Raw genomic sequence first — 13,809 nt, 5'->3', positions numbered from 1 at the left:
GTCGCAACCGCTCCCATCCCTTTCCCGAAAGAGCTGTCGAGCCCTGACATTCCTGATCGGCCTTCGGCCGATGCCGCGTTCACACGCGGTTCGCACCTCAAGTGGTGCTCCTACAGGAGGGGGATACCAGGCACCGGTGCGTGACTGCAAAACGGTTGGCAACAACTGCGATTCGCGCCTTGAAACTTTCCACTTTCAACTTGAAACTTACCCTCGCCCCCCGACAACCGGATGTCCCATGTTTGCCTTTGTTGAACAACGTTACCCCGCCCTGTGGCCCTATATTCAACTGATGCGCCTGGATCGCCCCATCGGCACGCTGTTGTTGCTCTGGCCCACCCTGTGGGCCGTGTGGATTGCCGGGGCCGGCACCCCCAGCCTGACCGTGATTGTGGTGTTCTTCCTGGGTGTGGTGATCATGCGGGCGGCGGGCTGTGTGATTAACGATTTTGCCGACCGGGATTTCGATGGCGACGTGGAGCGCACCCAGGGACGCCCGCTGGCCACCGGCGCACTGAGCGCCAAACAGGCCCTGGCACTGTTCTGCGGGCTGGGGCTGCTGGCCTTCGGGCTGGTGCTGTTTCTCAACGAATTGACGTTCTGGCTCTCCTTCGGCGGGCTGGGCCTCGCCGTGCTGTACCCCTTCACCAAGCGCTTCACCTTTATGCCCCAGCTGTTTCTGGGCGCCGCCTTCAGCTGGGCCATCCCCATGGCCTTTGCCGCCGAAACCGGCGAGGTGCCGGAAATCGCCTGGCTGCTGTACGTGGCCAATGTGCTGTGGACCGTGGCCTACGACACCGAATACGCCATGTGCGACCGCGAAGACGACCTGAAACTGGGTATCAAGAGCACCGCCATCCTGTTCGGCGATGCGGACCGTTTGATGATCGGCCTGCTGCAGGCCCTCACCCTGCTGGCGCTGATCATGGTCGGCCACCGGCTGGACTTTAACTGGCCCTGGTACGCCGGGCTGGTCGGCATGGCCCTGAGCTTTGCCTACCAGCACAGCCTGATCCGCTACCGCGAACGCTGGCCCAGCTTCCACGCCTTCCTGAACAACCACTGGGCCGGTGCCTGCGTGTTTATCGGCCTGTATTTTCAGTATTTTTAAGAGACGCAACACGCTGCACGCGACACGCAACAACACGAATTACCCCTGCAGGGAACGGGAAACCGCATCACTTCGCGCCGAGGCGTTTCATCTGCGGCCTTCGGCCGAGCCATGCCGGACATCCTAGAAACCGCCTTCCATGGCTCGCAGCCCTCCACATTTCTGCCCTTTCGTACAAGCCCAGATCCGCGTTGTCGCATGTTGCTTGTTGCTTGTTGCGTCTCTATCTGTCATACGGATGTCATAAAAAGGCAATCTAATAGGGCAACACCCCGGGCAGCGCATGCGCGCCCATGACAGGCAAGGAAGGTAAGCCATGTCCCGAAACCGCATTTTGATTGTTGATGATGAGCCCGCCATCCGTGAGATGGTTGCCGTCGCCCTTGAACTGGCCGATTTCGATGTGCTCGAGGCGGAAAATGCCCAGCGCGGCCACGAAATTATTGTCGATGAACGCCCGGACCTGGTCCTGCTGGACTGGATGCTGCCGTCCGTCACCGGCATCGAACTGGCCCGCCGCCTGAAGCGTGATGAAACCACCAACGAGGTGCCAATCATCATGCTCACCGCAAAAAGCGAGGAAGATAACAAGATTCAGGGGCTGGACGTGGGGGCCGATGATTACATCACCAAGCCCTTCTCCACCCGCGAACTTATCTCTCGCATCAAGGCGGTGCTGCGTCGCGCGTCCAGTGTGGCAGCGGAAAAGGCCATTGAAGTGGAAGGGTTGTGTCTGGACCCGGTCAGCCACCGCATCAGCGCGGACGATTACCCCGTGGACATGGGCCCCACCGAATACCGGTTACTCGAGTTCTTCATGAGTCACCAGGAGCGCGCCTATTCCCGTACCCAACTGCTGGACCAGGTGTGGGGCGCCAACGTGTACGTGGAAGACCGCACCATCGACGTGCACATCCGCCGGCTGCGTAAAGCCCTGGCGCCGTTCGACTATGACCGCTTTATTCAGACCGTACGCGGCACCGGCTACCGCTTTTCAGTAAAATCCGCAAAAGCCGGCTGAGACAGCAGCCACGCAGCTGCCTATACTGGAGGCCCATTGTCGGGCCCTCGCCCGGCAACCTGCGAACCCGGTAACGAATCGCGGTGACTGACGCATGAAAGCCAGCCTGGCCAAGGAAGTAAATCGCATTGCCGGCCTGATTTTTCTGGCCGCCCTTGCCGCCCTGGCGGTAGGACATATCTGGCCGCTGCTGGCAGGGCTGGTGGGGTATATTTTCTGGAGCACCCGCCAACTGTTCGCCCTGTACAGCTGGCTGGTTCGCGATGATCACACCGAACCCCCGGACAGCATCGGCCTGTGGGGCGAGTTTTATACCCGCCTTGAGCATTTATTCCAGAAGGAACGCCGCGCCCAGGAAAACCTGCAGGGCATTATTCATCGTGCCCAGCAATCGGTGAATGCCCTGGACGACGTGGTCATCCTGATCGACCAACACGGTTACCTGGAATACTGGAACCATGCTGCGGAACGCGCCATGGGGTTCAATGCTGGCCAGGATCTGGGGCAACCGCTTACCAACCTGATTCGCCACCCCCGCTTCACCGAGTACCTGACCAAGAGCGAGTTTGACGAAGCGCTGGAAATTCCCTCGCCGGTGGACGACAACCGCATCCTCCAGTTCCGCGTCACCGAGTTTGGTGTCGGCGAACAACTCTTGATCGCCCGTGACGTGACCCGCCTGCACCACCTGGAGCAGATGCGCAAAGACTTCGTCGCCAACGTCAGCCATGAGCTGAAAACCCCGCTCACCGTGCTCAAGGGCTACCTGGAAACCCTGCTCGATACCATCCCCGATGAGCAGGCACGCCTGCGCCGGGCGCTGGTGCAGATGGACAACCAGTCCAACCGCATGGAAGCCCTGGTCGCCGACCTGTTGCTGCTGGCCCGACTGGAAGGCACCGAAGCCGACAGCGTGCGGCAAGCCGTACCGGTACACGGCATGCTTAACCGCATGAAAGACAATGCGCTGGCCATCAGCAGCGACAAACACCACCGAATTGAACTGGATGTCCCCCTGGACGCCCGGCTGATCGCCAACCCCGCCGAACTGGAAAGCGCCTTCGGCAACCTGATTACCAACGCGGTGAAGTACACTCCGGCCGAAGGCACCATCCACATCCGCTGGTGGCAGGATGCCCACGGCGCACACCTGTCCGTCACCGACGACGGCATCGGGATCGACCCGGCCCATATCCCCCGGCTGACCGAACGTTTTTATCGACCGGACAACAGCCGTGTCACCCAGACCGGCGGCACCGGTTTGGGACTGGCCATCGTCAAACACGTGATGATCCGCCATAACGGCCGCCTGGAAATCACCAGCGAGCTTAGCAAGGGCAGCACCTTCACCTGCCATTTCCCGGCGGACCGGCTGGTAAGCAAGCCTACAGCGGTGGCGGGGTAAAAACACTGTAGGAGTTCCTCTTGAGGGACGAACCGAGCGTAGCGAGTCTACAGAATCGCCGCCCGCAGCGACCTGCTCTTAAAACAGAGGCGGCGAGTTCTGTCCCTTTGCCATTTACTCACGGATTCGCGCCTCAAGAGGCACTCCTACAGCGGCCCTGTAGAAATTTTTTACCGCATCTCCATCTGCACAGAGCATGAGCGAAATTTATGAAAAGAATCTGCGTCTATTGTGGTTCCAGCCCCGGCAATAATCCGGTCTACATTCGGGCGGCCGAAGCACTGGCCGAGGCATTAGTGCACCGCAACATCGGGCTGGTTTATGGCGGTGCCAGCGTCGGCGTGATGGGTGCCATTGCCAACGCAGTCATGCGCCAGGGCGGCGAGGTAATCGGCATTATTCCGCAGGCCTTGATGCGTCGCGAGATCGGCAATGATCACCTGACCGAACTGCATGTGGTCGATTCCATGCACGAGCGCAAAGCCGCCATGGCGGATCAGTCCGACGGCTTTATTGCCCTGCCTGGCGGCATGGGCACGCTTGAGGAAATTTTTGAAATTCTTACCTGGGCCCAGCTGGGCTTTCACCAAAAACCCTGCGCACTGCTAAACGTGAATCATTATTACGACTCTCTTCAGAATTTCCTGCAACACAGCGTGGCAGAAGGCTTCCTGAAAACGGAGCACCACCAACTTTTGCAAGTCCACACGGACCCGGCCACGCTGCTGGAGCATTTTCAGGCGTTTTCCCCGCCCCGGGTGGATAAATGGCTGGACCGGCAATCCCAGTTGTAACAAGCACAATGTGAAAGAAGGTCAAATAGTCGAGTCGTTCCGGGCCAGCATCAGCCAGAGTACGTTACGGTGAAATGGTAAGTGTAATCACACACCAACCATGGATGAGGTAACCATTATGCTTGGATGGGCTCTGACATTTCTTATCGTGGCTATTATTGCCGGCGTACTCGGCTTTGGCGGCATCGCCTCCGGCGCGGCCTCCATTGCCAAAGTGATTTTCTTTATTTTTCTGGTCTTGCTGGTCATCAGCTTGGTCGCCAATGCGGTGAAAGGCCGCGGCCCCAAGGTCTGACAAACAGTTCAAAATTCTTGATAGAGAATAGAAAAAGCAAACAGGCCGGGTATGGCACTGCCATACCCGGCCCACTTTGTATTCACAAACCGTGCATCACCACCCGCCCCCACTAATCATGCTACGACAAGCGCTGGTGCCACGCCTGCAGTGCAACCAGTTGACTGGCCACCATCTCCCGGGTTTTCTCATCCACCAAATCGCCGTTCTCATCGCATTTTTCATGAGCCGCCGACACAAACACTTCCGGTTTGTTCAGTGGATGCATGTCCAGAAACACCAGCACCTGGCGCAAGTGATACTGGCTGCGGCTGGTGCCCATGCCGCCCATGGACGCACCCATAATGGCCGCAGGCTTACCCGTAAAAATATCACCCGGCACACGCGACAACCAATCGATGGCGTTCTTTAGCACGCCGGGAATCGAGTAATTGTATTCGGGGGTGGCAAACAGCAAGGCGTCCGCCTGAGCCACCTGCTCGGCCAGCGCCATCACCGCCGCGGGCCGGTTATCCCCGTCATCATCACCGTTGTACAGCGGCAGCGGGGCGATGTCCCCGATGGTCAGGGTCATGCCGGATGGAGCCAGTGCCTGAGCGGCGCGCACCAGACCCCGGTTATAGGATTGCTCCCTGAGACTGCCTGCCATTGCCAGAACCTTCATGCTGTCACTCCTTGTGTGGATTGTTCTGTGTGAGTCCTTCTCAATAAGCGACCGGCATCGGCCACCTGTCACCCGGTTAATATACCCGGCCGACGAGTTTTTCCAGCTTCTCCCACGTGCGCGCAACAGGCAATACGCATTTATCCCCCATATGGGTGACGCACTTATACCGCCACCGCTTTATCCTTTGTGGACCATTCACTCACACCGACCCGCGATGTCCGCTGATTCTCTTCACTCCAGCCCGCCTTTCATTCCTGGCCCTGCGCTTTACCAGCAGCTGGCTATTCTCAATGGCTTGTTGATTCTCGGGCTAAGCGACAAAAAAAGTGAATCCCAACAAATCCAGCACCTGAGCCTTGATCAGCAACAACACATTACGCTGTTTCGTGGCAGCAGCCAGAGCCGCTTTGGCATGGCATTCCGGTTTCATCGTCAGGATGTGGAACAAATTGAAGGGCTAACGCTGGAAGGAGGGCGCGGGCATCTTCTTTTGCACACCCGGCCCGGTGCAATTCAAAGCCTGACCTTCATGCCTGGCGCTACCGCCGCCAGTGATACCGGTTACAACGGTGGCACCCGCAACAGCGTGGACCTGCTGGTCCCCGCCAAACGGCTGGAGCAGGCGGAAGCCGCGCTCATTCGCATCTTTCGAATGGCCGGCTCCACCTGGTATCCCGATCTACCGCCCCATTGGCGAGGCGACTAGCGAGCGCTATAGCCGCGACGCTTCCGCCGTCAGCGTGCCATCGCGATAATCCCGCAGGGCCTGGTTAATTTCATCTTGGGTATTCATCACAAAAGGGCCGTACTGGGCAATGGGCTCCCCCAGTGGTTTGCCCGCCAGCAACAACAAGCGCGCACCTTTCTTTCCCGCAACCAGGGTAACCCTGTCGCCATCGGTGAAGGTGGCCAGGTGATCAGTTTCCAGCGTCGCCTCCGCCACACTGACACGGCCCTCGAACAGATACATGAAGGCGTTATGGCCGGATAAAACAGGCACCGTCAGGGTTTCATCCGGACGCAGGATCACGTCCAGATACAAGGGGTCAGTTTTGCCCCCTTTCAGCGGCGCGCTCAGCGACTGTCCAGCGATGGTCACTTCACCGGCGATGGCTTTCACTTGCCCACCACTGGCCAGGTCCAGCCGCGGCATCTCATGGTCGGCAACATCCCGATACCCTGCAGGTTGCATTTTTTCCGCCGCCGGCAGGTTAATCCACAATTGAAAACCGCGCAGCAAGCCGTCTTTCTGTTGCGGCATTTCTTCATGAATAATGCCACGTCCGGCCGTCATCCATTGCACGCCACCCTGTTTAAGATCGCCCTCATTGCCCAGGTGATCCCGGTGACGCATGTGGCCTTCCACCAGATAGGTCACAGTTTCAAAACCGCGATGCGGATGCGGCGGAAAACCGGCGATGTAATCCTCTGGATTGTCGGAAGAAAACGCATCCAGCATCAGGAACGGGTCCAGGCGCACGGCAGGCGTCGAGCCCAGTGCCCGCTTCAGCCGAACACCGGCACCGTCGGATGTCTCCATTGCCCGAATTGTGTTGAGAATTGTGCGTTCCATGGGGGCCTCCTGTGAAAGCAGCTGCGAGCTTCGAGCTACTAGTTGCCAGTTGAAAAGAAAACCGGGTTGGTTTTTCTCGCCGCTAGCCGCTCATAGCTAGCCACTGATTTTTCTTTCGCCCAGACGCTCGCGGCCGTGGGGCGAGGTCCAGTCCAGCTGTGGCCCGATAGAGATAATCCCGTGGGGATTCACCGTCGGGTGACTGCAAAAATAGTGATGGCGGATATGCGCCATGTTCACTGTGTCGGCTACACCGGGCAGCTGATACAGCTCTTGCAAAAACCCCTGCAGATTCGGGTAATCACTGATGCGCTTGCGGTCACACTTGAAATGCGTGACGTAGACCGGGTCAAAGCGCACCAGAGTGGTCCACAGACGAATGTCCGCTTCGGTCAGGGTGTTGCCGACCAGGTAGCGGCTTTCGCCCAGGCGCTGTTCCAATTCCTCAAGACGATCGAACAGGGTCACCACCGCTTCGTCATACGCCTGCTGGCTGGTGGCAAAACCGCTCTTGTACACGCCGTTATTCACGTCGTGATACACCCGCTCATTGATGGCATCAATGTCCGCCCGGAGCGCTTGCGGGTAATAATTTCCCGGCGTGGCACCCAGAGCATCGAAGCTGGTGTTAAGCATGCGGATGATATCTGCAGACTCATTGCTGACAATGGTTTCCCGTTGCGTGTCCCAGAGCACCGGAACGGTCACGCGGCCGGTGTAGTGACTGTCCGCTTTCAGGTACAGCTCGTACAACTTGCTGAAACCGTAGAGCGCATCGCCAGTGGCACCCGCAAACCCGTCGTCCAGTTCCCAGCCACTCTCCAGCATGTGCGGGTGCACCACGGATACACCGATGTGATCCTGCAACCCTTTCAGGGCACGCATGACCAGGGCGCGATGGGCCCAGGGACACGCATAGGACACATACAAGTGATAACGCCCGCTCTCTGCCGCGAAACCACTGTCACCCGTGGGCCCGGCACTGCCATCGGCCGTTACCCAGTGGCGAAACTGACTTTCCGAACGCTTGAATCGCCCGCCGGTACTTTTCGTGTCGTACCACTTGTCTTGCCATTTCCCGTCAACCAACAGTCCCATCATTGTCTCCTTACGTTGACTGTCGAGGAGCGAGTGACGAGAAACGAAAGACAAAACCTTGCCCTGATTTTCGAAACTCGCAACGCGCTACCCGCTTATTATCACCAAAGTGTTAACCCGCCAGCGCCGCCTGTGCTTCGCTCATGGCTTTCTCTTTAGTCTCGTCACCCATGTTCAGCCCCTCCGCGTAAACGAAGTTCACATCGGTCATGCCAATAAAACCAAAGAACAATTTGATATACGGGGTCACCGTATCGTTTTCGGTGCCGGCATACAGACCGCCCCGGGCCGCCAGCACCGTCACGGGTTTGTCGTCCAGCAAACCCTGCGGGCCATTTTCGGTATAGCGGAAGGTAATGCCCGCCCGGGCCACATGATCGATCCAGCTCTTCAACTGGCTGGGAATACCAAAGTTGTACATGGGCAGGCCCAGCACAATGTGATCTGCCGTTTTCAGCTCGTCGATCAGCGCCATGGAAAACGCGTCCACCGCCTGTTGATCGTCACTACGCTGGTCTGCCGGCGTAAAGAAGGCCCCTACGCGCTCCCCGTCCAGGTGTGGAATCGGGTCTGTGGAAAGATCACGGACCACCACAGTGGCATCCGGGTGTTGCGCTTGCAGCGCCGCCAACTGGCTGTTGACCAGCGAGGAAGAATTGCCGTTATCGCCGAAAACACTGCTTTTGATGACCAGAATATTCATGACCGCAACTCCTTTTTCTGTCTTTGCATGGTGCGGTCGGCGCCCATGCGCCGACGGGATTGTTTCGATGGGGCTATTGTGGTTTCAGTAAATAAGATATAAAACGGGATAAAACTGCACATTTAGCTCAGGAATTTCGATATGTCAGCCAAAATCACGCTGGATCAATGGCACGCCCTGCTCGCCGTGGTGGATGAGGGCGGCTACGCCAGCGCCGCCGAAGCGCTGGACAAGAGCCAGTCGGCGATCAGTTACGCCGTGCAGAAAATCGAAACCGAGCTGGGGGTGCGTGCCTTCACCCTGGAAGGGCGTCGCGCCAAACTCACCGAAACCGGGCAAATGCTGTACCGGCAGGCCAAGGTGCTGGTGGAAGAGGCGAACCGCATCGAAAGCGCCGCCATCCAGCTCAGCCAGGGCTGGGAACCGCTGGTGCGGGTGGCCGCCGACGGCCTGTTTCCGCAGCACTGCATGCTCTCCGCGCTGGATGCCTTCGCCCAGCACAGCCCGCTGACCCGGGTGGAGTACAGCGAAACCATCCTGTCAGGCTCCGATGAAGCCCTGCTGCGCAAGGAGGCCGATGTGGTGGTGGGCGGGCGTGTGCCCCCGGGATTTTTCGGCGACCCCTTGATGCGGGTACGCTTTCTGGCGGTGGCCGCCGCCGACCACCCGCTGGCCCAGGCCGACCACCTGACCCATGAAGATCTCCGCCAGCACCGCCAGATCGTGATTCGCGATTCCGGCAGCCGTCGCATTGATTCCGGCTGGCTGGGCGCCGAACAACGCTGGACCGTCTCCCACGCCACCACCCGTATCGCGGCCATTCGCCGTGGGCTGGGTTTTGCCTGGGTGCCGGAAGCGGAAATCGGTGATGGCCTGGAGACCGGGGCGCTGAAGATGCTGGCCCTGGATGAAGGGGTGGAGCGTATGGTGGACCTGTACCTGATTTATGCCGATGGCCAGTATGCCGGCCAGGCCGCGCGCTATCTCGGGGAACGGATTCGCGATGCGGCTGCCTTATCCTGTCCAGGGGTGACGGTTTAAAGCCGGGCCAGCCACTCGCCGGCGGCCCTCACCCGGACATGACGCACAAGGCGTAGAATGAGAGTACCAGCTCAACGTCAGGAGACTGCCATGCAAGGATTACCGATTCAGGCACTATGGGTGCTCGCCGCTACGCTGCTGCTCAGCGCCTGTGTCAGCCCGGTGGTGATCGACAGCCAGTCCGGCGCCGATCTGCAGCAATACCGCACCTACGCCTTTGTGCTCCAGGACGAGGACAAACCCCGCGAACTGGATGACCAACGCACCCAGGCTGCCCTGAAGAAAGCGCTGGCCGCCAAGGGCCTGACGGCCGCCGCCGCTGCCCAGGCCGATGTGCAGGTGAAACATTTCTTCAAACGCGAGCAGCGTTTCGATGGTTCCACCTTACAGTTCGGTTTCGGCTTTACCCGCAACAACATTGGCCTGGGCGCCAGCACTCCCACCGAGGGTGAAATCACCGAGGAATACAAACTGGTGGTGCAACTGATCGACCAGCAAAGTAAGGATGTGGTCTGGCAGGCCACCAGCCGCGACGAGCTCCACGACGACATGAGCACCGAGCGCCGCAGTGCGCATATCGAAAAAGCCGTCGAGGACATGTTCAAGCGCTACCCGTAAGCGGCCAGCTCAAGGTTGCGCGGAGCCCGGCGCCGGCACGGTTTTCCAGCGCCAGTTGACCGCCACTGCGGGCCATCACCGAGGCAACAATAGCCAGCCCCAGTCCGGTTTGCCCCCGATCCCCCCGGTGCCCACGCGTGCACAAGGCCTCCGCATTGGCCGTTATCCCCGGCCCCTGATCTTCCACATGGATGTGCAGGCCAGACGCGTCTGCCACCACCCGAATCCACACCGGCTCACCCGGCGGCGTATAGCGCAACGCGTTCTCCAGCAGGTTGCGTAATGCCAGGCTGGCCAGGGAAGGGGACGCCAACTCCATTCCCGCACACGTCACGTCATCCCGCTGCACTGCCGCACGCTGCGGATGCCCGGCGAGCTGGGCCAGACTGTCATCGATAACTTCCTGCACCGGGCGCGGACAACTCTGCGGCACCCCATCCAGGCGGGCCAGCGCCAACAGCTGCTGCAGGTTATCTGCCATTCGCGAGCTGGCGTTTTCCGCCGCTGCCAGTGCCGCCATAGCCGGTGCATCCGGGGGCAACTTCAAGCGGGCCACCTGCAACTGGGTTTTCAGGGCAGCCAGTGGCGTACGCAGTTCGTGGGCCAGATCGTCGGTCAGGCGCCGCTCGCGCAACAACGCTTGCCGTGCCTGATCAGCCCAGCGGTCCAGCGCCGCCACCAGGGGCACCAACTCCGTGATCCCGGCCGCGCTGGGTGTCGCTGACGCCGCCTGCACCGGGCGCGACTCAAACTCCTTGCGCACCGCGTCCAGCGGCGCCAGGCCGCGGCTCACGGCCCAGCGCACCGCCAACCACGCCCCCAGCAGGGCCAGCAACAATCCCACCAGCAATGCCCAGGCCAGAGTCGCCAGCAACGATTCACGCACCGCCATGGGTTCAGCGGTGGCAACCCGTACCTGCCCTTGGCTGACGGTATAAACGCGCCAGCGCTCCCCCGCCAGGGAGCGCTCTGTAAAGCCGTCCTGGCTGCTGGCAAGGTGGGCGGACGGCGCGCCGCCGGAGCGCGCCAGAATCTCGCCACGCAAGTTCATCACCTGGCAAAACAGCCCGCTATTTACCACCGCCTGCAGCTCCGGCTTGGCAGATAACGCCGGTGCACTGGCATTGGCCATGGAGGCCACCATCCGTGCCGACGCCGCCAGACGCTGGTCCAGCGCCGTGCCCAGATGCTGCTTGACGGTATTGTGTAACCACAGTGCCAGCAGCAGCCAGACGCTCAGCAAACTGAACGCCACCAGCCACAACACCCGGGAGCGCAGCGAGCGCGCCATCACGACGGCGCCCCCAGGCGATACCCGCCACCGCGCACGGTTTCCACAATGCCGCTGCCCAGCTTGCGGCGCAGGTTATGGATATGCACCGCCAGCGCATTGCTCTCCACGCCATCCACCCAGCCATAGACACGGTCGGCCAGCTGGTCCGGCGTGAGCAGCCGACCCCGGCTTTGCAACAAGGCAAGCAACAACGCCATCTCCCGCCGTTGCAATTCCACCTCCTGATCCGCCAGCCAGACCTGCTGGCGAAACGGGTCCACCCGTACCCGGCCATGTTCAATCAACGGACTCGCCTGGCCGCGACTACGGCGCAGCAGTGCCTGCAAACGCGCCGCCAGTTCGCCCAGATCAAACGGCTTGACCAGGTAATCATCGGCACCGCGCTGCAAGCCATCAATGCGGTCCTGTACCGCGTCCCGGGCAGTGAGGATCAATACCGGCGCCGTGAGCCCGGCGTCGCGCCACTGGCAAAGGGCCTGGCCCCCATCCTGGTCAGGCAGCCCCAGATCCAGCACCAGCGCATCGAACTCCACGCTTTTCCAGGCAGCCAGCCCTTCCCGCGCACGCGTCACCCAGGCCACGGTAAACCCCATGGCCTGCAGCCCGGCCTGAATACCATCACCCAGCAAGGCGTCATCTTCGATCAATAAAATATGCATGTGGCTCTGACCCGGTTAGGCTGCGCAAGTTGCAGCCCAGTGTCGGTGCCACCGGTTAACCCACGGTTAATGCGGCCGGGGCACACTGGCGCTTCCCTGACTGGAGATACCGTGGACGCTGTCATTATTGGCCCCCTCGCGCTGCCGGCAGGCACCTTCGTGGTCCTGATCGGGTTTCTCGCCGCCACCCTGACCAGCCTGTGGTGGCAACGGCGTGGGCAACACATCGAAGCAACGCTCTGGCGGATTGCCATCACTGCCGTGCTCGGCGCCCGTCTGGCGTTCTTATTGCGCTATCACAGCCAATATGAATCCTGGCTGGCCATGCTGGATATCCGTGACGGGGGCTGGTGGTGGCCCGGGGCCTTACTGGCGCTGCCGGTGCTGGCCGTCAGCCTGTACCGGCAGCCCCCTGTTCGCGCCGCGCTGGTGTCTGCCAGTGCCGCAGCACTGCTCAGCATGACGTTGACGTTTGCCGCACTGGAAGCCTTGTCGCCAACGCCCAGCACGCTACCGGAGGTCACCCTGTATAACCTGCAAGGAGAGGCCACCACACTGGACGCCGCATCCAGCGGGGTAACGCTGGTGAACCTGTGGGCCACCTGGTGCCCGCCGTGCCGACGGGAGATGCCGGTGCTGGAGGCCGGGCAGCAGCGCTATCCCGGCGTTCGCTTTATTCTTGCCAATCAGGGGGAGAACCCCAATCAGGTCCGCCAGTACCTCACCGAAGGGCAGCTGCACTTTGAGCACCTGTTACTGGATCCGCATGCGGATCTGGGTCGCTATGCGGGCAATCGTGGCCTGCCGCTAACCCTTTTGTTCGATCAGCAGGGCCAGGAAGTAGGGCGCCATTTTGGCCCCCTGTCCGACGCCAGCCTGCATCACTTCCTCAGCCAACATCTCCCGGGAGACACTCCATGATCAAACCTGCTGCCTTGCTGCTCACCCTGCTGATACCCCTGATCGGCCAGGCCGACGACGGCCCCTCCATGGACAGCCTGCTGGCCAAGCTGGAAGCCAGCACCTGGGTAGCGGAAGGCGCACAGCAGCCGCAACGGGTGGCTTATGTGTTCACGGATATGGCCTGCCCCTACTGCGCCAGATTGTGGGAAAACATGCAGCCAATGATCGAAGACGAAGACAACGTGCTGCAGGTACGCCACATTATCGTCGGGCTGATCAATCCCAAACGCAGCTTCACCCAAGGTGGCGCGATACTGGCCGCCCCGGACCCGGCCGCCGCCCTGGCGGAGCACGAGGCGCACTACGATGACGGCGGCATTCGCCCACTGGAGCGAGTACCCGATGCCATTCGCAGCCAGATCCAGAGCAACACCGCGCTGATGATCGGGCTGGGCCTGCAAGGCACGCCGGCCCTGATTTTCCAGGACAGCCAGGGGCGCTGGCGTGTGGCGCCGGGGGTCGTTGGGGAGGAGGCGTTGCGGGTGGAGGTGTTTCAGATCAATGAATAATTAATAGTTAATAATGAATAACTCTAGACCTGATTTTGTTGTTTCCCTGACGCAAGAA

At 60.4% G+C, this 13,809-nt stretch carries 16 protein-coding genes; 10 read left to right on the top strand and 6 right to left on the bottom strand.

Annotation, left to right across the window (positions count from 1 at the left end; all coding sequences use genetic code 11):
• Nucleotides 1-238: 238 nt before the first annotated feature.
• The 5 genes from ubiA (at nucleotide 239) to ADG881_RS11120 (ending at nucleotide 4,626) form a co-directional block, all read left to right on the top strand.
• Nucleotides 239-1,111, top strand: a complete 873-nt coding sequence (gene ubiA / locus ADG881_RS11140) for a 4-hydroxybenzoate octaprenyltransferase (protein WP_007150007.1) — start codon at nucleotides 239-241, stop codon at nucleotides 1,109-1,111.
• A gap of 316 nt (nucleotides 1,112-1,427) precedes the next feature.
• Complete coding sequence (gene phoB, locus ADG881_RS11135) at nucleotides 1,428-2,132, top strand: phosphate regulon transcriptional regulator PhoB (protein WP_007148894.1); 705 nt, start codon at nucleotides 1,428-1,430, stop codon at nucleotides 2,130-2,132.
• 94 nt (nucleotides 2,133-2,226) lie between these two features.
• The gene (gene phoR, locus ADG881_RS11130) at nucleotides 2,227-3,537 is read left to right on the top strand and encodes a phosphate regulon sensor histidine kinase PhoR (protein WP_007150285.1); all 1,311 of its coding nucleotides are present in this window, start codon (nucleotides 2,227-2,229) and stop codon (nucleotides 3,535-3,537) included.
• A gap of 209 nt (nucleotides 3,538-3,746) precedes the next feature.
• A complete protein-coding gene (locus ADG881_RS11125; protein ID WP_007149011.1) occupies nucleotides 3,747-4,331 on the top strand; it encodes a TIGR00730 family Rossman fold protein in 585 nt (194 codons plus the stop codon).
• Between the two features lie 118 nt (nucleotides 4,332-4,449).
• A complete protein-coding gene (locus ADG881_RS11120; protein WP_039927405.1) occupies nucleotides 4,450-4,626 on the top strand; it encodes a DUF1328 domain-containing protein in 177 nt (58 codons plus the stop codon).
• A 121-nt stretch (nucleotides 4,627-4,747) separates the two neighbouring features.
• Here ADG881_RS11120 and ADG881_RS11115 read toward each other — a convergent pair whose 3' ends face one another.
• Nucleotides 4,748-5,290 carry an NADPH-dependent FMN reductase gene (locus ADG881_RS11115; protein ID WP_007148623.1) on the bottom strand — a complete coding sequence of 181 codons (543 nt, stop codon included), beginning with the start codon at nucleotides 5,288-5,290 and terminating at the stop codon, nucleotides 4,748-4,750.
• A 217-nt stretch (nucleotides 5,291-5,507) separates the two neighbouring features.
• Between ADG881_RS11115 and ADG881_RS11110 the strand changes: the two genes are divergently transcribed.
• Nucleotides 5,508-5,999, top strand: a complete 492-nt coding sequence (locus ADG881_RS11110) for a hypothetical protein (RefSeq protein WP_007150957.1) — start codon at nucleotides 5,508-5,510, stop codon at nucleotides 5,997-5,999.
• Between the two features lie 6 nt (nucleotides 6,000-6,005).
• On the opposite strand, the gene ADG881_RS11105 is transcribed toward ADG881_RS11110, so the two are convergent.
• From ADG881_RS11105 to ADG881_RS11095, 3 genes are all read right to left on the bottom strand, one after another.
• Nucleotides 6,006-6,866 carry a pirin family protein gene (locus ADG881_RS11105; RefSeq protein ID WP_039926641.1) on the bottom strand — a complete coding sequence of 287 codons (861 nt, stop codon included), beginning with the start codon at nucleotides 6,864-6,866 and terminating at the stop codon, nucleotides 6,006-6,008.
• Nucleotides 6,867-6,962: 96 nt separating this feature from the next.
• A complete protein-coding gene (locus ADG881_RS11100; RefSeq protein WP_039926639.1) occupies nucleotides 6,963-7,964 on the bottom strand; it encodes a glutathione S-transferase family protein in 1,002 nt (333 codons plus the stop codon).
• A 112-nt stretch (nucleotides 7,965-8,076) separates the two neighbouring features.
• A complete protein-coding gene (locus ADG881_RS11095) occupies nucleotides 8,077-8,667 on the bottom strand; it encodes an FMN-dependent NADH-azoreductase (protein WP_007150074.1) in 591 nt (196 codons plus the stop codon).
• Nucleotides 8,668-8,808: 141 nt separating this feature from the next.
• On the opposite strand from ADG881_RS11095, the gene ADG881_RS11090 reads away from it, so the two are divergent.
• A complete protein-coding gene (locus tag ADG881_RS11090) occupies nucleotides 8,809-9,708 on the top strand; it encodes a LysR family transcriptional regulator (protein ID WP_007151082.1) in 900 nt (299 codons plus the stop codon).
• A gap of 90 nt (nucleotides 9,709-9,798) precedes the next feature.
• Complete coding sequence (locus ADG881_RS11085; RefSeq protein ID WP_007149543.1) at nucleotides 9,799-10,326, top strand: DUF4136 domain-containing protein; 528 nt, start codon at nucleotides 9,799-9,801, stop codon at nucleotides 10,324-10,326.
• Here the strand turns inward: ADG881_RS11085 and ADG881_RS11080 are convergent.
• Together ADG881_RS11080 and ADG881_RS11075 are read right to left on the bottom strand one after the other, a co-directional pair.
• Nucleotides 10,310-11,617: an ATP-binding protein gene (locus ADG881_RS11080; RefSeq protein WP_007149396.1), complete on the bottom strand. Its 1,308-nt coding sequence runs from the start codon at nucleotides 11,615-11,617 to the stop codon at nucleotides 10,310-10,312. The genes ADG881_RS11085 and ADG881_RS11080 overlap by 17 nt on opposite strands.
• The gene (locus ADG881_RS11075; protein ID WP_007148485.1) at nucleotides 11,617-12,279 is read right to left on the bottom strand and encodes a response regulator; all 663 of its coding nucleotides are present in this window, start codon (nucleotides 12,277-12,279) and stop codon (nucleotides 11,617-11,619) included. The genes ADG881_RS11080 and ADG881_RS11075 overlap by 1 nt, the downstream gene beginning before the upstream one ends.
• A gap of 111 nt (nucleotides 12,280-12,390) precedes the next feature.
• Here ADG881_RS11075 and ADG881_RS11070 point away from each other — a divergent pair, with 111 nt between their 5' ends.
• Nucleotides 12,391-13,200 carry a TlpA disulfide reductase family protein gene (locus ADG881_RS11070; RefSeq protein WP_039926637.1) on the top strand — a complete coding sequence of 270 codons (810 nt, stop codon included), beginning with the start codon at nucleotides 12,391-12,393 and terminating at the stop codon, nucleotides 13,198-13,200.
• Nucleotides 13,197-13,751, top strand: coding sequence for a thiol:disulfide interchange protein DsbG (dsbG, locus tag ADG881_RS11065; protein WP_007149896.1), 555 nt, complete (start codon nucleotides 13,197-13,199; stop codon nucleotides 13,749-13,751). Before ADG881_RS11070 ends, dsbG begins: the two co-directional genes overlap by 4 nt.
• Nucleotides 13,752-13,809 lie beyond the last annotated feature (58 nt).

Source organism: Alcanivorax sp. DG881, assembly GCF_000155615.1.
In the GTDB taxonomy this organism is placed as follows: domain Bacteria; phylum Pseudomonadota; class Gammaproteobacteria; order Pseudomonadales; family Alcanivoracaceae; genus Alcanivorax.
The sequence above is the reverse complement of the archived record's forward strand: the minus strand, read 5'-3'. Positions and strand labels throughout refer to the sequence as shown.